Genomic DNA, 22,044 nt, shown 5'->3' with positions numbered 1-22,044 from the left:
TTTTTTAGAAAAAAATGAACTTTTTACCTGCTGTGCGAGTCATAGTATTGAGAGAGGTGAAGGAATGAATGTTAAGAAACTTGTAGCAAAAGCAAAAAAAGGTAATAAGGAAGCATTAGTTCAATTAATCATGGCCAGAAAAGATGATTTCTACCGCCTCGCATACTCTTATATGGGGAATGAGCATGATGCAATGGATGCAATGGAAGAAATGATTGTTATTCTTTATGAGAAGATTGAACAACTTCAGAAAAACGAGACTTTCTACAGTTGGAGTAAAACCATATTAGTTAATCATTGTAAAACATCACTAACAAAGAGAAAGAAAATGGTATTGATAGATGATTGGCAAGAGGCAGAGGATCAAGCTGCAGAAATTCAACATTCCTATTTCCAAATTGAACAGCAGCTTGATATTCAAGAATTATTAAGCCATATCAATGAACATCAAAGAGAAGCAATTGAACTAAAGTACTTTCATGATCTGGATTATCAAACGATTGCAACGATCACAAATGCTCCAGTAGGTACCGTCAAATCAAGAGTGGCAGAGGGGTTAAAAAAACTCAGAAGGCAAGCAGGGGGTGCAGTGAATGAATGAATTAGAAAAACAATTATCAGAGAGAAAAATAGAGTTACAATCTACCACAGCGCCGCCTGAATTAGAAGGAAGGCTGCGAGATGCTCTATCTACCATACCTCCTAAAAAAGCAAACCCTTTGAAGCTGATGTGGAGACTCTCAGCTGCAGCACTCTTTTTTATAGTACTTGTAGGTTATCAGTTTAATGGTTTTGCTTATTACGGAAAGAAGTTTTTAGGGTTTGACGACCTTAATTCTGGCACATTGAATCAGTTAAATGAAGCAGGAATGGGGCAAAATGTTGATGAACAAATCGTTTTAGAGGACGGCTCTATCCTGACGATTGATGGTGTGATGACTGATGCGAACCAACTCATAATGTATTACACCGTTTTAAATGAAGAGGGATTAGATGAGGAGTCCATTCACACGCTTCATCTTCATCATATCAGCGGCTTTCTAACCAATTCAAATGCAAGCAGCGGAACTTCCACATTTAATGAGAATCATACAGAAATAAAAGGACTGATGAGATTTGATCCAGTCAGCGGCTTTGCGAAAAATCTGACACTTACTTTACATGAATATATTGAAGATTCACCTTTAATCGAGAAGAAGATAACATTTCCGTATAACCCTAATCTAGCGATGCAAACACAACTCAAGCAGCCGATCAATGAAACATTTAAAGTGGACCAAGGTCAAATAACCTTTACATCAATAACAGCCACCCCGACTAGTACGTTTATTGAAGGGAAATTGAATGTAGATAATTATGGAAGATTGAATCAGGATTTCGCGGGGCTCGAACTAATAGCAAACGGCAAACCTGTTATACGCTCCGGAAGCAGCAGCCGCTCTCACATACGTGGCTATACCTTTGATATTCGATATGATGCATTACCAGAAAATCTTGAAACATTGGAACTGAAAATGAAAAGATTTGTAGGATATGATGGTTTGAATCAGAGAGTTGATTTGGATTCATTTGTAGGTGAAACGATTGATTTGAATGGTAAACGTCTGCGGATTAAAGAAATAAATCGAGCAGAAGACGAGCTTCATCTAATCATAGCTACAGAAGATGATATATTATTAGACGGAGTAACCCTCATTTCTGAAGAGGCATCAATTCCTTTATCGACCACCCTTAATCAAACGTATACGGCAGATGAAAACGGGCACGAGTGGAAGTTGCGGACACTTGTATTCAAAACAGCTGGAGATGCTGATGCACTTCACATCGAAGGAATGCATTTTATGAAAGAGTATGATTTGAGCGTGGAGATACCAATTAAATAACTTGTTAAAAGGAACTGCAAAGGTGGATGCAGTTCCTTTTTGAGCTTAATTAGAGTGACGCAATGAACTTTTAAAGAGATACAATTCATTACTACACCGACGCATAACGTGGTTGAATTGACGCAATACATTGAGACTGGCGCAATTCATTCTGCAATCGACACATATAAACAATGATCCAACGCAAAAAAGCTCGTAATAAACACATAAACGCCTTGAAAATATACAATTGCAGATAGGCATGTATCGACATACTTGCTGTCACTTTTAGTAAAAACAAATCGGTCAGTCCGTTCTTAATCTAGAATACATAGCTAAATCAACAAAAGATCCTCGAGCTTTTTCGCTTTGCCTTAACGTGCCTTCGTAGCTGAATTGCAGCTTATTAAGTAATTTAATTGAAGGTAGATTAGCAGGCTGTACCTTTGCTTCTACTCGATGAATGGACAATGTTTCAAAGGCATATGACAACAGTGCGGTTAAAGCCTCTGTTGCAAACCCTTTTCCCCAATAAAATGTAGATAGCTCATAACCAATTTCTACTTTCTCATTCTCTAGATCAATCACATTAAACCCACACGAACCTATGATTTTATTAGAAGCTGATTCAATCATTGAATAACGTATCGCTTGATTTTCATCTGCAAGTTGATTCAATAATAAGATCATTTCTTCAGCTTGCTTTACCTCTGTAAAAGATGAAATATCCATGTATTTGGTTACCTCTGGATCGGACCATATCTCAAATAGAGATCCTGCATCACCTTCATCCATCTTTCTTAAACATAATCTTTCTGTTACTAATTCTGTCTTAATCAATACTTTTACCTCCTGAATGTTTATTGATGTGAGTTAAAAATACTGATATCTGCGCATCGTTCATTCCCTTCAAATATACTGTATACCTTATCCATTATACTACATTGCGCACACACACAATTCATCCAAAGAATATAGTAATCTAATGTGTAATCATTTTGATTGGGGGAGTTGAAATGGCAAGGTTAGATCCTGATAAATTAACAGTGAATTACAGAGAAGGAGTCACACCAACAGAACCAATTATACCCCGGCGCTACACTTTGACTCATTCAGACTTCACTGGAGAATTGTTTTTAACAATTGGTGAGGAGTTTGCGTTTGATGAAATAACTGAAATGCGTGATGAAGTGCTTGGGGAATGGGTATCTTACAATGACTCGTATTACCTCCATGTATACGTTTATGTCGGTAATTTCGGACCAGAACTTAATACAATAAGAGATGAAATCTTCAGGCGAGAGTTACCACTTGCATTAGAAGCCATCGTATATGGAGATACGCCTTTTTTCGAAGCGCATCCAGATTTGTATGATGCACCGATTTGGATTCAATTTGATTCAGAAGATCCCGCATATCAAGCATTCGAAAAGTGGGGCACGCCAAGGGACTATCAACTATAATTTTTTCACCCTCCTCACATTTGTAAATTTTTCTAAATAATTTCTATTTTTTGAAACTTATAGTGTTCTTTACGCGTCTCATATGTGAATTAATTAAATAACGTATGGGAGATGATTGTATATGAAAAAATGGCAAAAGATTTCTGCAGCCATCGTAACAGCCACAATATTAGCCGCAGGTGTTCCATCTGGTGTGGGAGCACAAGCAGCAAGCGTACCTTACATTTTTGACCTTTCTCAATCAGGTACTTTAAAGGAAGGGTCACGCGGAGAAAACGTTAAAATTATGCAGCGTGCGTTAAACAGAGAAATGGGTGCAGAGCTAACTGAAGATGGAATCTTTGGTCCGAATACGAAAACAGCTGTCCTAGCTTTCCAAAAAACAAAGTCTGAATTAAAAAATGATGGTATTTACGGCCCCGCCACTCACAAAGCATTATCATTAGAATTTAATACTTGGGGATTTTCTAATGAAGTATTGAAAGTGGGCAGCCGTGGAGAAGCAGTAAAGACATTACAGCGCGGCTTAAAGGATATGAGCTACCATGTGGCGGTGGATGGTGTATACGGCCCACAAACGAGAGATGCTGTTATTAAATTCCAAGAACGCTTTCCATCTTTAGCTAATGATGGAATCTTTGGACCGAGAACCAAAGAAGTAATGGATAAGGTATTAAATGATTGATAGATTAACAATGCAAAAACTGCATCCCCATCCAAGGGAATGCAGTTTTTTAAATATGTTCAAGAGCCTGTTGTACACTCGAATAGGATCTGACTCTTGCCATATCTAGTCCGCCTTTAACAGAGGTTAAAGCTAATTGCGGACTTATACCTGATGTAATGATCCTTATGCCTAACAGCCTTAGCACATCACCAATTTGATGAATATGATTAGCTGTCGTTTCATCAATCGTAGATATACCCGAGAAATCTATGATTAGACATTCTATATTCAGCTGAGGTATTTTAGGTACTACTTTTTCTTGGATATAATCTGCTCTTTCTTTTGTGATGCTGCCCATTAACGGAAGTACAGCTACCCCGTCTTGCAGAGGTACAACTGGAGCCGATAATTCTTTTACTTCTTTTTGCATTTTATCTTTGTACTGATCAGATAACTTCTCAAAAGCGATGACCGTTTCATCTAAACTAATATCAAGCATTTCATTAATTCGTGTTAAAACATATAGTGCGTCATGAGTAGATAACTCAAATTGAGCACTTAACGTTTCTACCAACTCAGCAAAAACTTCACGCGTCGGAGGGTAACGAACGATGATATCAGAAACTTTTCCTCCCGCTTCTACAATCGCCCACGCATTGCTTTTACTCCATTCAATGAGTTCAGCCGGCACGCCCTTTTCACGTGTGTGCAGCGTGTCACCAATGAAGTTCATAAAAGTTGTATACATACAGACGGCTAGATCTGTCTCTTCTTTTGAAATAATTAAATCTATTTTAGCAAGTACCTCATCAACAACCTGTTCGGCAAGCTGTGATGCATTTTCTTTAATATGACTTGCAAGTTTATTTATGTGCGGCATAAAAGAAATACCTCTCTTTTTAGCTATAATTATAATAGAATATGAACAAATGTAAAAGATATTAAAACAAATTTTAGTATCTTTTCCTTGTTAAAACGGTAAGTGCATGATTTTAAAACTATATTGCTTGAATAAATTTCATATTAACGCACCTTTTACCTTTTTATACCGTCTATACTTACAAAGGGAAGAGGGGGGTTAGCATTATGAATGATCACGACCTTATTCGTGAAATTCTATCAGGTGATGAAGAAGCTGTGAATGAGCTGCATAACCGCTATGTCGACCGGTTATTTCATTATATTTATATACAGACAAACAGCTATCATGACTCAGAAGAATTACTGCAAGACGTATTTTTCAAGGCTGCAAGACAATTAGAGCGCTTTGAAGGCCGATCATCATTTAAAACCTGGTTATTTAAAATTGCTAGAAATATGGTTATAGACTACTACCGTAAAAAACCTGCGAAACGGAATTCGATAACAATGGAGACTGATACATTAACAGCGCTCGCTGGGGAAAATGAATCAGCTGAAACAACTGTGATAAGACATTTACATATCAATGAAGTACTTAAAAAAATGGATAAACTGCCTACACACTATCAGACGGTCCTGCATTTACGTTTTGTCGAAGACTTCTCTATAAAGGAAACCGCTGACATTATGGGTAAAAGCTCTTTAGCTGTAAAGTCAATGCAGCGTAGAGCTAGATTGGCCTTAGCTGAAGAGATTTCTTTGGAGGTGAGCAGCAGATGAATAATAAACCGTACAGTGAAGAAGAATTAAGACGACTTCTCAAAGAAAAACAAACCATGCAGTTACCAGAAACTGCACGACATAAAAGCTTAAAGGCCTTCAAAGCAGGATTACCTAATAACGGTTCCTCACCTCAACGATCACACTACCATCAAAGGAAGCGAAGACATCTTTTGGGGGCTCTAGCTACATTGAGTGCAGCTGGAATTGCAGGTATTTTATTAGTAAATGCTATTTTCCTGTTAGAAGTTAGTAACGAGCCATTGCCTGATGTTACGGAAGTAGGATTAATAGGTGCAGGAGAGACGATTGAGGCAGGGGAAATTGAAGAAAATGAAAATTTAATTTATCGAATACTGAATAGAACTTCTTTTGCGGAGTTTGAAGAAATTAATAGATTTAACTTTAGATCTGTATACAATGAAACATTTCAACTCTACCTGCCACCTCGATGGACAACTGAAGAAACAAAAGAAGATGTGGCAGATTCCATTCTAATTAGTGGACCTGACGGGGAAAAATTGAATATGATTGTCTTTAACGAAAGGGTCACTGATCAACAATTTAAAGAGGAGGTAGATAGAGTAATCAGTGAGATCCCTTATTCAGAAGTAACAGAAGTACCTGTTGAAAGGGTGATTAGTGAGATTCGAATGAATCATGATTTTCCTCTCCCATACAATGACGTTTTTTCATTTGACCGAGAAAAGACAAAAATGTACGCTTTCGTAGATCAAGAAAATGAATTATTAACAGAACTGTACGTCACAGAAGACTTGTTCGGGCAGCAAATGATTTATACCGCAGAGATGCCTTTATATAATAAAGAAAACTGGTTTGTTTCTTGGATCTTGTTCTCACATCTGAGGGTCCAGGCACCTCACACTCATTTCGGTTCAGAAGAAGAGCTGCACCCAGAGTACGAGCGCCCGTTAGAAAAGATAGTAAGCTTAGATGTAGGTGCCATAGGGGTAGAGGATGTCGAAGTTGAATTATATATAAATGAGGATCTCGAGCTGACAAGCTATCTTCCTCGCGGGACAAATATTGAGCAAATCGAGCATGAGCACTTTACTGAGTGGCGCTTTACCGAAGATGGTGTATCTGAAAACAGCTTTTATGCATTCGGTAAGTTAAAAGCAGATTTTCCATTTCAGCGCAGCATGCAAACAATGTTCGGATCCTTTGATATTGACCTTTCCTATTATGAAGATTTAGGGGGAGGCACTCCTTACCATTATGGCTATTACAGCGGGATGGAGGAAGCTTTTAACCCTGAAACTCATATCGACGGCTATATTACTCTATTTGAAGGGGCAGACGGCTGGTATTACAAACATAAGCATGCCGACCGGGAGGATTATAACGGGGGAGTGTACACACAACGATTAAATATGTTTATTGAGTCACTTGAATGGCATGAGTAAGAAGTGATAGGTTATGATGAATGCTATAATTATACGAATAGAGCTGGTTTACGTTCAGCTCTATTCGTGTGTTATTGTTTGAAAGGAGTATTTAAATGAATATCTACGAGAATTTAGCTTGGATAGAACCTATTATTGCCCCTCCAGAAGAGTATGCAGAAGAAGTAGAACGTTATGTAAAAGTTCTTAAGGATCATGCTGCTAGAGAGTTGAAAACAATGCTGCACTTAGGCTGCGGTGCAGGTGGGCATGACTCCCAATTTAAAAAGCATTTTGAGGTAACTGGTGTAGATATAAGTGAAGAAATGCTAAACGTAGCAAAAGAAAACAATCCTGAAATCACATACCTACATGGAGATATGCGTACAGTCGATCTTAATCGTCAATTTGATATTGTGGCGATTCCTGATTCAATTATGTATATGAATACAGTTGAAGATTTACATGCTGCAATCCAAACAGCATCTAAGCATGTAAAGCCAGGCGGGTTGATGTTTTTCATCATTCATACAAAAGAAGACTTTCAAAATAATAACTTCTCCTATACGGCTGAAAAAGAGGATATCCACGTTACCATCCTCGAAAACAATCATATTAATTCAGACAACACCTACGAAGCAACCATGATCTATTTACTTCGTGAAAACGGGAAGCTCAGCATTCATCATGACGTTCACCTGCTTGGCCTATTTAGTCATAAGACTTGGGTAGATACCTTAGCAACCTACACTAAAGAGACAAGATTTGTAGATATGAATGATCTTTATGATGCAAACCTGCTTGAGGAAGGAGAGTATAAGCTGAAGATGGTTATAAGTAAATGTTAATTTAAATTGGTAACATAGCGAACAGGAATGAACTTATTTCACTCCTGTTTTGCTTTTTCATACATTCGAAGCACAGCAGCTGCTATTTGTGTTACTTCCTTTTTCAATTCCTCTGGTTGATTAATTCGTACATGACCACCAAAACCAAGCACATACTGAGTTGCTTCTTCTTTTGTATCAAAGGAAAGTATAGCAGGAAACCAGCCGTCTTCATTCAGCTCATCTATCTTAATGATTTGGACAAATCGTCCAGTAAACGTTAAACGCTTCACAATAGAAGGTGATATGAATATATCCACCTTATATTTAGGCAAGTTCTCGATGAATTTCTGTTTAGATTCATGCCAATACTCAGCAAGATTAAAATCTACAGGCCGGTCAAATGATTCACTTAACAGGGTAACAGAATGAATTCTTGAAACCTTAAAATTCCTCAGCTGCCCATTCGATACTGCCACCACATACCATGTGCTTCCTTTGGCCACTAATCCGAGCGGAGAAATAACTCTAGTGCTTCGTTTGCCATCAGCTTTTTCATAGTCAATCTCTACGTTTACGTCATTCCAGACAGCCTGCTGCAATTCCTTAAGCCCATCTTCTTTCGTCATAGCATTTCTTTTTCTCCAGGTACTTGAATCAATATGGATGCGATCCCAGCTGCGTGTTAATTCTTGTTTTTTCTTTGCTGGATATGTTGCCAAGAGCTTTTTTCTCGCTTCACTCCATTCTTGTTCGATTCCTAAATCAGTAAGCAAGTGAGAAGAAGGGGAGAGGAATAGTGTGTTAAGTTCACTCTCTTTTAATCCTGAAAAAGCCTTCTTATATTCCTCGAGTACTTTCCATCCGCCATACTTTCCTCTTTCTGCAAACACAGGAATCCCTGCTGCACTTAATGCGTCCATATCACGATGGATCGTTCTTTCTGTCACTTCTAATTGCGTTGCTAGTTCTTTTGTGGTCATTTTTTCATTCTGTTGTAGAGAGAATAAAATAGATAGTAAACGATCAGCTCGCACAATAACAACCTTCTTTCGCTGAATACATAAATTGATTTTAAATATGACATAAGGTGTCAATATTAATAGGTATACTTAAGATAGTTCAAGAAGGAGGAGATTGCAAATGAGACATTTAAAAGGCAAAGTTGCTTTAGTTGCAGGAGGGACAAGAGGAGCTGGACGCGGGATCGCTATGGAACTTGGAGCAGCTGGTGCGACCGTATACATCACAGGCAGGACAACAAGAAAGGAACGCTCAGAATATGACAGACCAGAGACAATTGAAGAAACAGCAGAACTTGTTCATAAGCTAGGAGGAGTCGGTATTGCTGTGCAGGTTGATCATCTTATTCCTCAACAAGTAGACGCTTTAATCAAAAAGATAGAAAAGGAGCACGGAAGACTTGATATTCTGGTAAACGATATATGGGGAGGGGAGCATTTGGTTGAGTGGAATACACCGATTTGGGAGCATTCTTTAGAAAAAGGATTGCGTCTTCTGAGGCTCGCAATTGATACTCATCTCATAACCAATCATTATGCGCTCCCGCTTCTTATTAAACATAAAGGTGGCTTGGTTGTTGAAGTCACAGATGGCACTGAACATTATAATAAAGAGAATTACCGCCTATCGATGTATTATGATTTAGCAAAAATATCAGTCAATCGAATTGCAAAATCCCTCGCCCATGAACTCGGTGCACACGGTAGTACTGCTGTCTCACTCACCCCGGGATGGCTGCGTTCTGAGTTGATGCTTGAACTTTTCAATGTAGGAGAGGAAAACTGGATGGATGCTGCAGCTGAGGAGCCCCACTTTGTCATTTCAGAATCACCGAGATATATCGGACGAGCCGTTTGTGCACTTGCATTGGATCAAGAAAAAGAGAAGCTTAACGGTCAATCCTTTTCAAGCGGAGAACTCGCTAAAAAGTATAACTTTACCGATATCGATGGCTCTCAACCTGATTGTTTCAGGTATTTAGTTGAGGTACAGGAAGCAGGGAAGCCAGCTGATGCGAGCGGATATAGATAATGCTTTTAAAAGCTGCCAATCCATTATGGCGGCTTTTAAATTAGTTGAAAAACGTCGAATTAAAGGTCGTATCAATGAAGGATTTAAAAGAATAGCAGAGAAAGGTATACTATACATATATTGGTTTTATTGTGAGGGGAACTATGTTTAAGGAAATGTACATAAAGACAGCAGGTACTACTTTTTATACGAAAAGAACAGATGTGCCTGACAGTGATTTAACCATCATTATGGATGCGGGTTACGGTGACGATTCATCCACATGGGATAGCCTTTCAGCAGAATTAGAGATTAGAACATCGGTATTTATGTATGATCGGGCAGGTCTAGGGAAAAGTGAATCTACTACATATCCTAGAACGAGCTTACAGATGATTAATGAGTTAAAAGACCTTTTGGAAAAAGCTGATATAAAGCCACCGTACCTATTAGTCGGGCATTCATTTGGCGGGGTAAATATGAGCCTTTTCGCTTGTTCATACCCTCATGATGTATATGGGCTGATTCTTATTGACTCAACACCAGTTGATTATCAAAAGCGATTTCTGCCATCAATGCCTGCTGAATTTCAGCAAGCGTATAAGAAACAATTTACGCTTGAAGGGACTTATGATGAGTTTGCAGCAAGTCTCGCTCAGCTAGAAAAAAATCTTACTGTTCTTGATATCCCTGTAACCATTCTTTCAGCAGGCAATAAAACACATTACACAGAGGAAACACAGGAGTTTTGGCATGATTTACAAAGAGAAATGGCAGCAATCTCAACCCGAAGTAAGTTCATGATTGCCGCGAACTCTTCCCACTACATTCATCAAGATGAGCCAGAGTTTGTTATCAATACCATTATAGAATTAATTAAAAGTAAATAAACTAGGAGTTCAAATAATGGATACAGAGCATATAACAATCGTTAATGAACAAAGAAAACCAGTCGGTATCGCCTCGCGTGCTGATATACATAAAAAAGGTCTCTGGCATGAAACGTTCCATTGCTGGATGGCAGGCAGGGATGGAGACCATTATTATATTTATCTTCAGCGTAGAAGTGATTATAAAAAAGATTTCCCAAGTCTGTTTGACATAACGGCTGCCGGTCATATTTCAGCCAATGAAACAATAGAAGATGGCGTGCGTGAAGTCCATGAAGAATTAGGAATTGAATTGACTATGGATAGATTGATCTCTCTTGGTGTGATAAAAGACTGTATCATATCAGAGCCATTTATTGACCGTGAATTTGCACATGTTCATTTATATATTTTAAAGACCAATGACCATTTCACTTTACAACAGGAAGAAGTTTCAGAGATTGTTAAAGCTGCTTTTATTGATTTCTATGATTTCTGTCTAGGATTAAAAAGCACCTTGGAGATTCAACATGTAACAAAAAAGGGGAAAGAAAACGAAAGCATAGGGAAAACAGACTTTGTCCCGCACCCCAATCAATATTTAATTAAAGTTGCAGAAGCGATTAAAAAGGAGCTAGATGAGGGGCGGCATGCATGTGAATAATAAAGATCAACTCGTTATGCTAAACGCCGTGTATCGAAGAATTATACTAAAGAAAATGAGTTAATTAGGAGGCAAATAGATGATAGAAACGAGCAGATTACGATTGCGTCCAGTAGTATTAGAGGATGCCTGGCGTATCGAAGAGTTAGCGAGCGATTACGAGCTAGCTAAAACGACATCAAATGTCCCGCACCCCTACCCAAAAGGCGGTGCAAAAGACTTTATTAAAATGGTTGCCGAAAAAGAAAAGAAGGGCGAGATCATCCTTCTATCTGTTATTGAGAAATCTTCCACTCAGCTAATTGGCCTGATAAACATTAATATCAACCTCACCCATAATAGAGGAGAATTAGGCTATTGGATTGGCGTGCCATATTGGGGCAAAGGCTATGGTACAGAAGCTGCCAAAGCTCTTTTAACATATGGATTTGAAGAGACTGGTCTTAACCGGATCTATGCTGCTGCATATACGATAAACCCAGCTTCGTGGAAAGTGATGGAGAAAATCGGACTTGAGAGAGAAGGGGTCTTAAAGCAGCATTTAGCAAGGGCTGGTACATATTATGATGTCGTGTATTATGGCATGACGAGAGATGAATATTTTGAAAGGAGCTAACTCATGAACAAAACCTTAATCTCCTATCACCAAACGATAGAACCTATTAAGAGCTTAGCTGTTTACCCTGCTAGTTCACTTACTGAACCTATTGGCAAAGACAAGTGGGCGGTTAGGGAAATCGTCGCACATATGTATTACTGGGATCATTTCATTCTTCAGAAAATGGTGCCACAAATGGCAGAAGGGGCTGATTTAGTCGCATTCCCTGACCATGATTCACATAACAGCGAAGGATTAAAATTGCTTGAAAATGAATCCGTTCGATCGATTATTGACCGTTTTTCTAATGTACGTGAAGAGCTTGTTCAACGTTTATCAGAGCTAGAGCCGGATGTTCGCTTTACAATCGGTGGAGGCAAGCGTCAATTCTCCCCTGAGAGCTTCGTGAAGATTTTTGTTAAACATGATCAACATCACTTAAAGCAAATCAATGAAAAACTAAATAACTCATGAAATTTTTTTATATTTAATTATTGTTGCATTCATCATTTTTTTAGTAGAGATAGTATTGCGTAAGAAGCTTGGTGTAAAACATCGATATGTCAGTAAAACTAGTGGGAAAAAGATTTATAACTGGGTGAAACTTGGCATGCTCATTGTATTTATTATTGGATTAATTCCAGTAGTAAGCCTTGATGAATTTGGCGAGCTATTCTTTTGGTATCTCTTTAGTTATTTAATCCTATCAAATGCTTTTGATGCTTTCATGGAATGGAAGTACTTGGAGAGGTCTAAACAATATGTAATTACCAGCGCCCTATGGGTAATAGGTCTTTCAACCATGCTTGTATATGTGTTTGTATTGCAATAATCAGGGGGGATTTATTTGCAGCAATTCCGTTTTGACAAAGCAGCTGGACTGAAAGTAACATACTATAACTCAAATTTCATTATGACAAGAATCGCAAAGCTTGATTCTCTTGTGCAAATTGGCTGTATGCATTTGGATAATGGCGGGCTCATTGGCTATCACCAAGCCGCTGTACCGCAACTTCTTCTGATTGTAGAAGGGGATGGTTGGATTCGTACCGAACATGAAAAACATTTTATTCAAAAAGGCGATGCAGTGTTTTTAGAGAAAGGCGAGTGGCATGAAACTAGGACAGATAACGGAATGACGGCTATTTCGATAGAATCTACTGGTTTAAACCCAGAGGAGTTTATGGTGAAAAAACGATAAATCATTAAGAAATATTGTTTATATAAGCTTATCTTTAATGATACACTTACATAAAATAAAGAATGTATAAGCGAGGTTTCTAATGATTGATTATGTAATTCGTGCAGCAGCTGGTTTTGTCATTTTATTGATTTTATTGTTTTTGGGGCCGTATACGAATATTGAATGGCTTCAACCGAGCAGTCCTTACCGGTTTCTCATTGTTCCAATTGCCTTGATTGGCAGCTGGGTGTGCCTATACCTGTACCGTAAGCTGAAACAAAAAAAGAGTGCAAGTGCTTAGGAAGAGCGTGTGTTGAGTAGTCAACACACGTTCTTTTTTATGAATTAAGGACTGTAATGATAAGCATAAGTGGAAATGATAAAAGTGCTTATCTAAATGGGTGACCATTTTACTGAATTTCCATTTTCAATTGACAATGATTATCACTTAAACTAACATAACCAACAAGAGTTATTGATAATGATTTTCATTATCTTTTGGTGTTTAAAATACTAGGAGGGATAGAAATGGGATTGACTCAGCTTGAGGAATTCAAAACGACATTAATAAACAATAACCACTTTAAACGTTTTTTTCCGCAACAGGATATTGAAGGTATGTCTGAATATCATGCAGCGATCCAAACAGCAAAAGACGTGTTTTCACAAATAGTAACTAGTCAACCTCATCCATACACCGGACTTTCTCAAGCTTCCATAAAACAAGGCTTAGAATTAGCTTTCCCGGATGTCGTACCAGAAAGAGGTCTCTCAATAGGTAAAGTAATCGAGAAAATCGGGGAAGCCGTTACTGCGCACTCCATTCAAGTGACGAATTCAAGATGTTTGGCACATTTGCATTGCCCGCCGTTAACATCCGCTCTAGCAGCAGAGGTGCTGATTAGCGCATCCAATCAATCAATGGATTCATGGGATCAAAGTACATCTGCTACGGTCGTAGAAGAAAAAATGGTGAAGTGGCTGCGTGACCTCTTTTATGAAGATAAAACAGCTAACGGTGTTTTCACAAGCGGGGGTACCCAATCCAACTTAATGGGCTTATTACTTGCACGGGATCATTTTTTACATAAAGAGTTTCATTGGGATACCCAACAAAATGGACTTCCAAAAGAAGCTGGGAGAATGAGAATTTTCTGCTCGGCTGATGCCCATTTTACTGTACGTCAATCAGCCTTCTTGCTTGGTTTAGGTGAACAAGCAGTGATTCCTGTAGAGACTGATCAGCATCACCGAATGTCTTTAGATAAACTGAAAAAGAAGCTGGGCCAAGCAGAAAAAGAAGATCTTATTCCATTTGCAATCATCGCAACTGCTGGTACAACAGACTTCGGCAGCATTGATCCTCTTAACGATATAGCACGAGTTGCGGAACAATATAATGTTTGGCTTCATGTTGATGCTGCATATGGCGGGGCATTGATGCTTAGCAAACAACACAGCCACAAATTAGAAGGAATTAAGGAAGCTGATTCGATCACGGTTGATTTTCACAAATTATTTTATCAACCAATCAGCTGCGGGGCTTTTTTATTAAAGAATGAGGAGAATTTCAACTACCTTAAACTTCATGCCGATTATTTAAATCCTGAAGAAGATGAAGATGATGGCATACCTAATCTTGTAACCAAATCTATCCAAACAACAAGACGATTTGATGCACTTAAATTATTTGCATCTCTACAAGTGTTAGGAAAAGACACATTTGCTCAAATGGTTGATTACACAATAGATCTGGCCCAGCATACAGCTGCTTTATTAGAAGAGGATCCTAACTTTGAAATTATTCATCAGCCTGAAATAAATGCAGTTGTATATCGTTACTTTCCCAAAGAGCATAGAGGGGATACTGCTTGGCTTAATGATACAAATGCATTTATACGTACAAAGTTATTTGAATCAGGAGCTGCAGTCATAGCAAAAACCCGAGTGAACGAATCTATTTACTTGAAATTCACCCTATTAAACCCGTTGACAACAATTGAAGATATCAAAGAAATCATTAATCAAATGAAACAACTAGTAGAAGAAAGGGGTAGAAACAATGATCGCTAAACAAATAGCTGAAAAAGCTACGATTCAAAGTTTTTTGAACTGCTACCTGCGCGAAACAGGAAAGGGGTCTTTAATTGATAAATGTCAATTTACCGAATTAACAGATGATCACCTCATTGAACATAGTGAAGTGAGCCAGGTAATACAAACCAAGCTCGCTTATCAAAATATTGATTTATTTATTCCGCTTAAATACTGGTCGCTCACCGGGAGACATCTTTTTTCGTTTCCGCTATATTATGCACAAAATGCGGAGCGGACCAACCTGCTTGAGCTTGATTATCTGACTCTTGTAAGTCTTGTCATTAAAGAATTAACCCTTGAATCTGGCGGGGGGGCAACAAGCGTTCAAGATGAACTCATGATGAGAGTCATTGTAAGTTGTCAAAATATTGAGATGTTTGTACGAGAAAGATTAGAGGAAGCCGATGAACTAACTGCTTTCGATATGGATTTTATTGATGCAGAACAAGCATTATTATTAGGCCATTTATTGCATCCAACACCTAAAAGCCGCCAAGGGATCAGCGAGTGGGATACAGCCCAATATTCTCCAGAGTTAAGCGGATCGTTTCAACTGAACTATTTCCGTGTTCATCACTCGCTCGTATATGAACGCTCAGCCATGCAGCATACAACTACTCAGTTAATAAAGCAGAAGCTTATAGATCATTCAGATACTTCAAGTGACTTTAAAGAGAAATACTGCAAGAAAGATGAGTATTCATTAATACCTGTTCACCCATGGCAGGCTGATTATTTAATGAGAAAACCAAAGGTACAGCAAGCCATTAATGACGGATTGATTGAAAATCTAGGTAAGCAGGGGGCAGCATATCAACCGACTTCCTCCGTTCGAACAGTCTATCATCCCAACGAGGATTATATGTTTAAATTCTCTTTAAATATAAAGATTACCAATTCAGTTCGCGCCAATAAAAACATGGAGTTAGAACGAGGAGTTGAAGTAAAGCACTTACTAGACACAGAAATAGGAAGAGATCTAGCAGAAAGATTTCCTGATTTTGAAATAATTAAAGATCCGGCCTTCATAACCGTAAAACTAGAGGGGGGAAAAGAATCAGGCTTTGAGGTCATATTACGAGAAAATCCATTTAATAAAGAAGAAGCTAGGAATGCCACACCAATTGCCGCGCTTTGCCAAGATACAATCAGCGGACCTCCTTCGAGACTTGCTGCTATTATTCAACGTTTGGCTGAGAAGGAAGGGCGTTCTGTTGAAGCAGTCAGCGTAGATTGGTTTACTCGTTATCTCCATAGGTCCCTTAAACCTATTTTTTGGCTTTACTTAAATCATGGCATTGCATTAGAAGCCCATCAACAGAACAGTGTCATCCATTTAAAAGATGGGTATCCTGACCGGTTTTATTATCGTGATAATCAAGGCTACTACTTTTCGGAATCCTTCTATGAAAAGTTAAGCCAAGTGCTTCCTGGCATTAGTGAAAAGAGTAATACCGTTTGCTCGGATGCTATAGCTGATGAGAGGCTGCGTTATTATTTTTATTTTAATAATATTCTCGGTTTAATCAACGCTTTCGGAGTGGCTCGGTTAATAGATGAAAGTATTCTTTTAGAGACATTACGAGAAGCGATTTTAGAGATAGAGATTCCTGCTAAAAGTTCTTCCATGCTTATTGAAAGTTTATTATATGAAAAAACACTTCCTTGCAAAGCGAATTTACTTACTCGCTTTCATGATATGGATGAATTGACCGGTTCACTAGAAACTCAGTCTGTTTACGTCGAAATTGATAATCCTCTTGTCAGAAAGGAGCTTATAACAAGTGAATACCCGAGTAGAAGAGTTTGACCATCTCATCACGTTTCGAAAAGTTGAGTTTGATAAAGACGCTGCTCGTTTGCATGAGTGGCATCACAAGCCTCATGTCATTCCTTTTTGGCAGAAGAACTTTCCGTACGCCCAATATCAAATACATTTAAAAAAGCTTTTAGCGGATACACACCAGACTTTATATATTGGCGAACTTGATGGTATCCCAATGAGCTATTGGGAAAGTTACTGGGCTAGTGATGATGTGATTGCCAATTATTATGACGCAGACGAAACAGACCAAGGCATCCATTTATTAATCGGCCCTGAATGTTATCTAGGTAAAGGATTATCCTTGCCTTTACTGCGCGCAATGACAGCCTATCAATTTACCGAGGAACAAACGATGAGAATCGTAGCTGAGCCAGATATACGCAATAAAAAGATGATCCATGTTTTTAAAAAATGCGGATTTAAACCTATAAAAGAGATTGATTTGCCTGATAAAAAAGGACTTTTAATGGTTTGTGAGCGAGAGGTATTTTACAGGAGGTGGAAGGATGTTCCATTTAGAAACGGACAATGTGTATGACGTAATAGGTATAGGCCTTGGTCCCTTTAACTTAGGCTTAGCAGCGCTTATTGAGGAAGGGACAGAACTTAACACAATATTCCTAGAACAAAAACCAGAATTTGAATGGCATGGCGGCCTTTTGATAGAAGAGACAACCTTACAAGTCCCATTTTTAGCAGATGTGGTTACCATGGTGAACCCAAAAAGCCACTACAGCTTCCTTAATTATTTGCATGAAATGGACAGGCTCTATAAATTTTATTTTCTTGAGAGATTTCACATCCCACGAAGAGAGTACAACCATTATTGTAAATGGGTTTCTAAACAGCTTTCCAATTGTCAATTTGAAACGCGTGTAGAATCAATTGAACATGATAATACACAGCAGCTCTTCAAAATAGAAACGAGACAAATGAAAACGGGGAAAAATATTACTTTTTACGCGAAAGACGTGGTACTGGGTGTTGGGAGCTCTCCAGTCATGCCAGCAAGCTTAAAGGCACAAGAAGGGAAGGACTTGTTTCACTCTGCACAATTTTTACATCACCGTGAGCGCTTTAGAGAAGCCAATTCAATAACTGTCATTGGCTCAGGTCAAAGTGCAGCAGAGGTATTTCTAGAATTATTAAAGGAGCAGCCTAATTATCAGTACAAGCTTGATTGGTTCACACGATCAAAAGGATTTCACCCAATGGAATACTCAAAGCTTGGTCTTGAACATTTTTCACCGGAATATATAAATTATTTCTATAGATTGCCTCAAACAGTAAAAGATGCGCAGCTGCCAAAGTAAGACCTGCTGTATAAAGGGATCAGTGCTCAGACAATATCAGATATTTACGACCTGCTGTATGAACATTCAATCGGCGGGGATAAACCGGATGTCCGCTTGCTTGCTAAAACGGAAGTAACTGAAGTAGAGAAAACGGAAAACGGATATACAGTTTATTGCAATCAATGGGAACAAAATGAGATGTTCAAACATAAAAGCGAGGTTATCATAGCAGCGACGGGATACTCACACCCGATCCCTCCTTTTATTAAGAATGTAGAGTCGATCATTAATTGGGATCAGGAAGCTCGCTACCAAATTACACAAGACTATGAATTGAAATTAAAAGAATTGACCGATAACAGATTATTTGTCCAAAACGGAGAAATGCATACACATGGGGTTGGTGCACCTGACTTAGGGTTAGGAGCTTATCGTAATGCTGTGATCATTAACAAGCTGGCACAAAAGGAAGTGTACCCTGTTCGCAAGCGAAATGTTTTTCAGCATTTTGGAGTTCATTCGTGACTTCAACTAAAGTCCAGCAAGCTGTGCTCTTTCTATTAATCTTCTATTTCATCTTAGCTGATGTCATTTTATCACCTTTTTATCCGCAATTTTTCTCTAAGGTGTTTGGAGTAGAAGACTTGGAATTTACGGCCCTGTATATCTTCATTGCTAGATTGACAGTCGTCATTTCCGTCCCAATATGGGGGATTTTGTCTAAGCGTTTTGAAGTAAAGCACCTCATTTATACTGGGCAATGGATCTCAGCTGTGATGCTTTTATGCATGGCTATATCACAGCATGAGATTCAATTCATGATATTCACCGTTTTATTATTAATAGGAAAGAGCAGCTTGATTCTTATTTATCCGTTATTAATTCAATTAAATGAAGAAAAAAAGCGCACTCGAGTCGTTGGTATGTATCACATGGTATTTCATGCAGCAGTGATCACCGGCACGTTGACTGGGGCTTGGATCATTGCGCTCGAACAACCCTTATACTTGTTCATCGGTTTAGCAGCCATTGAACTTTTATTATGGTTCACTGCCTTTGTCACATTAAGATATTTAAATACACATACGACCAGCCTTCCAAAGGTTAAGCAGGGCTTTACCCGAAAGCATGGATTTATACTAGCGGGCATAGGTGTGATTTTGCTGCTCTTTCACACAGCAAACAACATGATCCGTCCCTATTTCACTCTTTACACTATGAATGAATTTCAGCTATCTAGCTTTGAGGGCAGCTTATTGTTTATGATGCCAAGTGCAATGGCAATCTTTGCTTTTCCTTTCATACAAAAGGGATGGTGCAAACACCGGGCACCGCTGATCTTTACCGTAACACTCGCAGTATTAGCATTTACTCTTATTGTGCAAGGCTTGACAGATCAACTTATCTGGCTTTGGGCGAGTCGAATAGTGTACGGCTTTTGTTTAATTATCTCACAAGCCGCACTAGAGCTGACTATCTTTAATCGAAGCACAAATCATGTTCAAGTGTACGCTGCAGCTTCAATGTTTCAGAATGCCGGACTTCTCATTGCACCGCTCGCAGCTTCTAGTACAGCCGCTGCATTCACTCTAGCTTCACCACTTACTGGTGCTGGCATTCTATGTGTAACAGCCGTAATGGTTGCGTTATTCACATTTAATATGAGTACTAAAACAGAAAAAAACAAAGCAGCATAATTTTTATAAGGAGAGTGGAAAAATGAATACTCAAACTCGTATACAGGATATAGTAACTGAAGAAGTATGGACCGAAGCAGGAAGACAGCTTCTCACTAAAATGATTACCGAATTTATGTATGAGGATATGATTCACCCCACTGTGGTTAGTGAGGAAGCGGGTGCCGCTCTGTATCAGCTTTCTTTAACAAAGGATAACGGTAAAAAAGCGCAATATCAATTTAAAGCGAAGAAGCGATTAATGGACAGCTATCATGTTTTTCCAGAATCTATAACGTTCCTAAAAGACGGTGAATGGATTCATGCAAAAGATCCTATTCAATTTATTCTAGATATCCAGCATGACGTCGGAATGAACCCCGTCACAACGGGCCACTTAATTAAAGAATATCATAACACTCTTTTAGCTGATGCTCACATCTTGCAAAAGAAAAAATAGACTACAGCTGAGGAGTTGGTAGATCTTGATTACGCAGAACTTGAAGGGGAAATGGAAGGCCATCCTTGGATTACCTATAATAAAGGGCGTATAGGTTTTAATTACACTGACTATCTTTCCTATGCTCCGGAACAAAAAAAGGAAGTACAGCTCTCATGGATTGCTGCTCACCGAGATCACGCAACGTTTCATTCCGTCTCTACTGTAGATTATGAATCGATGATTAAAGGGGAGCTAGGTGAGGATAACTATCAACACTTTGTACAGATGATAGAATCTGAGGGAGTGGATGCAAGTAAGTATTATTTGATCCCGGTTCATGAATGGCAGTGGAATGAGATGATTGTTTATTATTTCGCATCAGAAATTGCTTATAAACATATCATTTATTTAGGAAAAAGCGATGATCATTATCTACCTCAGCAATCAATTCGTACTTTTGTGAACCGTAGTGCCAAGCATAAGCATCACGTAAAACTGCCAATGAGCATACTAAACACACTTGTGTACCGCGGCTTACCAGGTGAGCGGACTGTAGTTGCGCCTACGATTACAGAGTACATTCACGGCATACGAGATAAAGATGAATTTCTAAACAAAGAATGCCGTATTATTTTGCCTGGAGAAATAGCCAGTATGAATTATGAGCATCCTTACTTTTCCAAGTTAACTGGTGCTCCTTATCAATATCACGAAATGCTCGGAACGATCTGGAGGGAGAGTATATACAGTTTCTTAGATGAAAACGAGCATGCCGTTACATTAGCATCCCTTCTTTATATAGACGATAAGAAGAAGCCGTTCGTAGCAGCCCTAATCGAACGATCCGGCTTAACAACCGAAGAGTGGATGAAAACATTATTTGATGTGATCGTGCAGCCGCTCCTTCATTTCCTCTACAAGTATGGAACGGTTTTCTCGCCGCACGGTCAAAATACGGTGGTTGTGTTAAAAAATCATATCCCGCACCGCTTAGCGATGAAAGACTTTGTTGATGATGTAAATGTCAGTGATGAGCCTCTGCCTGAACTTGAGCATTTGCCAAATGAATTGAAACCCGTTCTACGCAGCGAGGGAAGAGAAGGGCTTTGCCAGTTTGTATTTACCGGGCTGTTCGTCTGCCACTTCAGGTATCTCGCTGATATATTAGATACGTATGAGTACATGGATGAAGAGCAATTCTGGGTTTCGCTCAGAAACACGATCATTGACTATCAGAATCGTTTTCCAGAATTAAAAGAGCGCTTTACACTGTTTGATATGCTTAGACCGCAATTTACAAAATTATGCTTAAACCGCAACCGTATGATTGATTATGGATATGAGGATGATGACGATCGTCCCCACGCTTCAGAGTACGGCAAAGTCCAAAATCCATTGCATTTAGCTGCAAGTAAGTTAGCAGCTTTTTAACCACAATCGGGCTGCCCCTAAGGTCTTTAATGACCTATTGGGACAGCCCGATTTTTTTACTGTT

General features: G+C 38.8%; 22 protein-coding genes and 2 pseudogenes. 21 read left to right on the top strand and 3 right to left on the bottom strand.

What is annotated here, in order from left to right; translation table 11 throughout:
* The first annotated feature begins 64 nt into the window (after nt 1-64).
* Together BPOF4_RS08385 and BPOF4_RS08380 are read left to right on the top strand one after the other, a co-directional pair.
* Complete coding sequence (locus BPOF4_RS08385) at nt 65-601, top strand: RNA polymerase sigma factor (RefSeq protein ID WP_012958687.1); 537 nt, start codon at nt 65-67, stop codon at nt 599-601.
* Nucleotides 594-1,883 (top strand): DUF4179 domain-containing protein, encoded by a 1,290-nt coding sequence (locus BPOF4_RS08380; RefSeq protein WP_012958686.1) that lies wholly within the window; start codon nt 594-596, stop codon nt 1,881-1,883. Before BPOF4_RS08385 ends, BPOF4_RS08380 begins: the two co-directional genes overlap by 8 nt.
* 285 nt (nt 1,884-2,168) lie before the next feature.
* Here BPOF4_RS08380 and BPOF4_RS08375 read toward each other — a convergent pair whose 3' ends face one another.
* Entirely contained in the window at nt 2,169-2,699 is a 531-nt protein-coding gene (locus tag BPOF4_RS08375) for a GNAT family N-acetyltransferase (protein ID WP_041822740.1), read from the bottom strand.
* Between the two features lie 179 nt (nt 2,700-2,878).
* On the opposite strand from BPOF4_RS08375, the gene BPOF4_RS08370 reads away from it, so the two are divergent.
* Nucleotides 2,879-3,325 (top strand): staygreen family protein, encoded by a 447-nt coding sequence (locus BPOF4_RS08370; protein WP_012958684.1) that lies wholly within the window; start codon nt 2,879-2,881, stop codon nt 3,323-3,325.
* 121 nt (nt 3,326-3,446) lie between these two features.
* Nucleotides 3,447-4,010 carry a peptidoglycan-binding domain-containing protein gene (locus BPOF4_RS08365; RefSeq protein WP_012958683.1) on the top strand — a complete coding sequence of 188 codons (564 nt, stop codon included), beginning with the start codon at nt 3,447-3,449 and terminating at the stop codon, nt 4,008-4,010.
* Nucleotides 4,011-4,059: 49 nt separating this feature from the next.
* Here the strand turns inward: BPOF4_RS08365 and BPOF4_RS08360 are convergent, their stop codons facing one another.
* Nucleotides 4,060-4,872, bottom strand: coding sequence for an STAS domain-containing protein (locus BPOF4_RS08360; RefSeq protein ID WP_012958682.1), 813 nt, complete (start codon nt 4,870-4,872; stop codon nt 4,060-4,062).
* Between the two features lie 206 nt (nt 4,873-5,078).
* Between BPOF4_RS08360 and BPOF4_RS08355 the strand changes: the two genes are divergently transcribed.
* From BPOF4_RS08355 to BPOF4_RS08345, 3 genes are all read left to right on the top strand, one after another.
* Complete coding sequence (locus BPOF4_RS08355; RefSeq protein ID WP_012958681.1) at nt 5,079-5,633, top strand: RNA polymerase sigma factor; 555 nt, start codon at nt 5,079-5,081, stop codon at nt 5,631-5,633.
* Nucleotides 5,630-7,060 carry a hypothetical protein gene (locus BPOF4_RS08350; RefSeq protein ID WP_012958680.1) on the top strand — a complete coding sequence of 477 codons (1,431 nt, stop codon included), beginning with the start codon at nt 5,630-5,632 and terminating at the stop codon, nt 7,058-7,060. The genes BPOF4_RS08355 and BPOF4_RS08350 overlap by 4 nt, the downstream gene beginning before the upstream one ends.
* Before the next feature lie 95 nt (nt 7,061-7,155).
* Nucleotides 7,156-7,887: a class I SAM-dependent DNA methyltransferase gene (locus BPOF4_RS08345; RefSeq protein ID WP_012958679.1), complete on the top strand. Its 732-nt coding sequence runs from the start codon at nt 7,156-7,158 to the stop codon at nt 7,885-7,887.
* Between the two features lie 38 nt (nt 7,888-7,925).
* Here BPOF4_RS08345 and BPOF4_RS08340 read toward each other — a convergent pair whose 3' ends face one another.
* Nucleotides 7,926-8,903, bottom strand: a complete 978-nt coding sequence (locus BPOF4_RS08340) for a helix-turn-helix transcriptional regulator (protein ID WP_012958678.1) — start codon at nt 8,901-8,903, stop codon at nt 7,926-7,928.
* Nucleotides 8,904-9,009: 106 nt separating this feature from the next.
* Between BPOF4_RS08340 and BPOF4_RS08335 the strand changes: the two genes are divergently transcribed.
* From BPOF4_RS08335 to BPOF4_RS08270, 14 genes and pseudogenes are all read left to right on the top strand, one after another.
* Nucleotides 9,010-9,921, top strand: coding sequence for an SDR family oxidoreductase (locus BPOF4_RS08335; RefSeq protein ID WP_012958677.1), 912 nt, complete (start codon nt 9,010-9,012; stop codon nt 9,919-9,921).
* Nucleotides 9,922-10,064: 143 nt separating this feature from the next.
* A complete protein-coding gene (locus BPOF4_RS08330) occupies nt 10,065-10,790 on the top strand; it encodes an alpha/beta fold hydrolase (protein WP_012958675.1) in 726 nt (241 codons plus the stop codon).
* A 16-nt stretch (nt 10,791-10,806) separates the two neighbouring features.
* Complete coding sequence (locus BPOF4_RS08325; protein WP_012958674.1) at nt 10,807-11,433, top strand: NUDIX hydrolase; 627 nt, start codon at nt 10,807-10,809, stop codon at nt 11,431-11,433.
* A gap of 79 nt (nt 11,434-11,512) precedes the next feature.
* Entirely contained in the window at nt 11,513-12,049 is a 537-nt protein-coding gene (locus tag BPOF4_RS08320; protein ID WP_012958673.1) for a GNAT family N-acetyltransferase, read from the top strand.
* 3 nt (nt 12,050-12,052) lie between these two features.
* Nucleotides 12,053-12,505, top strand: a complete 453-nt coding sequence (locus BPOF4_RS08315) for a DinB family protein (protein ID WP_012958672.1) — start codon at nt 12,053-12,055, stop codon at nt 12,503-12,505.
* A complete protein-coding gene (locus tag BPOF4_RS08310) occupies nt 12,495-12,863 on the top strand; it encodes a DUF4181 domain-containing protein (protein ID WP_081457648.1) in 369 nt (122 codons plus the stop codon). Before BPOF4_RS08315 ends, BPOF4_RS08310 begins: the two co-directional genes overlap by 11 nt.
* A gap of 15 nt (nt 12,864-12,878) precedes the next feature.
* Entirely contained in the window at nt 12,879-13,232 is a 354-nt protein-coding gene (locus BPOF4_RS08305; protein WP_012958670.1) for a cupin domain-containing protein, read from the top strand.
* Between the two features lie 82 nt (nt 13,233-13,314).
* Nucleotides 13,315-13,515, top strand: a complete 201-nt coding sequence (locus tag BPOF4_RS08300) for a hypothetical protein (protein WP_012958669.1) — start codon at nt 13,315-13,317, stop codon at nt 13,513-13,515.
* Between the two features lie 227 nt (nt 13,516-13,742).
* Entirely contained in the window at nt 13,743-15,287 is a 1,545-nt protein-coding gene (locus tag BPOF4_RS08295) for a pyridoxal phosphate-dependent decarboxylase family protein (RefSeq protein WP_012958668.1), read from the top strand.
* Nucleotides 15,277-17,121 (top strand): IucA/IucC family protein, encoded by a 1,845-nt coding sequence (locus BPOF4_RS08290; RefSeq protein ID WP_012958667.1) that lies wholly within the window; start codon nt 15,277-15,279, stop codon nt 17,119-17,121. The genes BPOF4_RS08295 and BPOF4_RS08290 overlap by 11 nt, the downstream gene beginning before the upstream one ends.
* Nucleotides 17,096-17,674, top strand: a complete 579-nt coding sequence (locus BPOF4_RS08285; RefSeq protein ID WP_012958666.1) for a GNAT family N-acetyltransferase — start codon at nt 17,096-17,098, stop codon at nt 17,672-17,674. Before BPOF4_RS08290 ends, BPOF4_RS08285 begins: the two co-directional genes overlap by 26 nt.
* Nucleotides 17,643-18,956 (top strand): annotated as a pseudogene (locus tag BPOF4_RS08280) (lysine N(6)-hydroxylase/L-ornithine N(5)-oxygenase family protein). Before BPOF4_RS08285 ends, BPOF4_RS08280 begins: the two are co-directional and overlap by 32 nt.
* Nucleotides 18,953-20,128, top strand: coding sequence for an MFS transporter (locus BPOF4_RS08275; protein WP_012958665.1), 1,176 nt, complete (start codon nt 18,953-18,955; stop codon nt 20,126-20,128). The pseudogene BPOF4_RS08280 and the gene BPOF4_RS08275 overlap by 4 nt, the downstream one beginning before the upstream one ends.
* Nucleotides 20,129-20,150: 22 nt before the next feature.
* Nucleotides 20,151-21,980, top strand: a pseudogene (locus tag BPOF4_RS08270) (IucA/IucC family protein).
* Nucleotides 21,981-22,044 lie beyond the last annotated feature (64 nt).

This window comes from Alkalihalophilus pseudofirmus OF4, from assembly GCF_000005825.2.
Taxonomy (GTDB): domain Bacteria; phylum Bacillota; class Bacilli; order Bacillales; family Bacillaceae_D; genus Alkalihalophilus; species Alkalihalophilus pseudofirmus.
The sequence above is the reverse complement of the archived record's forward strand: the minus strand, read 5'-3'. Positions and strand labels throughout refer to the sequence as shown.

What these genes read in the sequence shown, in the direction of transcription:
- BPOF4_RS08385 (WP_012958687.1), top strand. Translation starts at nt 65, where the DNA reads ATGAATGTTAAGAAACTTGTAGCAAAAGCAAAAAAAGGTAATAAGGAA.
- BPOF4_RS08380 (WP_012958686.1), top strand. Translation starts at nt 594, where the DNA reads ATGAATGAATTAGAAAAACAATTATCAGAGAGAAAAATAGAGTTACAA.
- BPOF4_RS08370 (WP_012958684.1), top strand. Translation starts at nt 2,879, where the DNA reads ATGGCAAGGTTAGATCCTGATAAATTAACAGTGAATTACAGAGAAGGA.
- BPOF4_RS08365 (WP_012958683.1), top strand. Translation starts at nt 3,447, where the DNA reads ATGAAAAAATGGCAAAAGATTTCTGCAGCCATCGTAACAGCCACAATA.
- BPOF4_RS08360 (WP_012958682.1), bottom strand. Translation starts at nt 4,872, where the DNA reads ATGCCGCACATAAATAAACTTGCAAGTCATATTAAAGAAAATGCATCA.
- BPOF4_RS08355 (WP_012958681.1), top strand. Translation starts at nt 5,079, where the DNA reads ATGAATGATCACGACCTTATTCGTGAAATTCTATCAGGTGATGAAGAA.
- BPOF4_RS08350 (WP_012958680.1), top strand. Translation starts at nt 5,630, where the DNA reads ATGAATAATAAACCGTACAGTGAAGAAGAATTAAGACGACTTCTCAAA.
- BPOF4_RS08345 (WP_012958679.1), top strand. Translation starts at nt 7,156, where the DNA reads ATGAATATCTACGAGAATTTAGCTTGGATAGAACCTATTATTGCCCCT.
- BPOF4_RS08335 (WP_012958677.1), top strand. Translation starts at nt 9,010, where the DNA reads ATGAGACATTTAAAAGGCAAAGTTGCTTTAGTTGCAGGAGGGACAAGA.
- BPOF4_RS08330 (WP_012958675.1), top strand. Translation starts at nt 10,065, where the DNA reads ATGTTTAAGGAAATGTACATAAAGACAGCAGGTACTACTTTTTATACG.
- BPOF4_RS08325 (WP_012958674.1), top strand. Translation starts at nt 10,807, where the DNA reads ATGGATACAGAGCATATAACAATCGTTAATGAACAAAGAAAACCAGTC.
- BPOF4_RS08320 (WP_012958673.1), top strand. Translation starts at nt 11,513, where the DNA reads ATGATAGAAACGAGCAGATTACGATTGCGTCCAGTAGTATTAGAGGAT.
- BPOF4_RS08315 (WP_012958672.1), top strand. Translation starts at nt 12,053, where the DNA reads ATGAACAAAACCTTAATCTCCTATCACCAAACGATAGAACCTATTAAG.
- BPOF4_RS08300 (WP_012958669.1), top strand. Translation starts at nt 13,315, where the DNA reads ATGATTGATTATGTAATTCGTGCAGCAGCTGGTTTTGTCATTTTATTG.
- BPOF4_RS08295 (WP_012958668.1), top strand. Translation starts at nt 13,743, where the DNA reads ATGGGATTGACTCAGCTTGAGGAATTCAAAACGACATTAATAAACAAT.
- BPOF4_RS08290 (WP_012958667.1), top strand. Translation starts at nt 15,277, where the DNA reads ATGATCGCTAAACAAATAGCTGAAAAAGCTACGATTCAAAGTTTTTTG.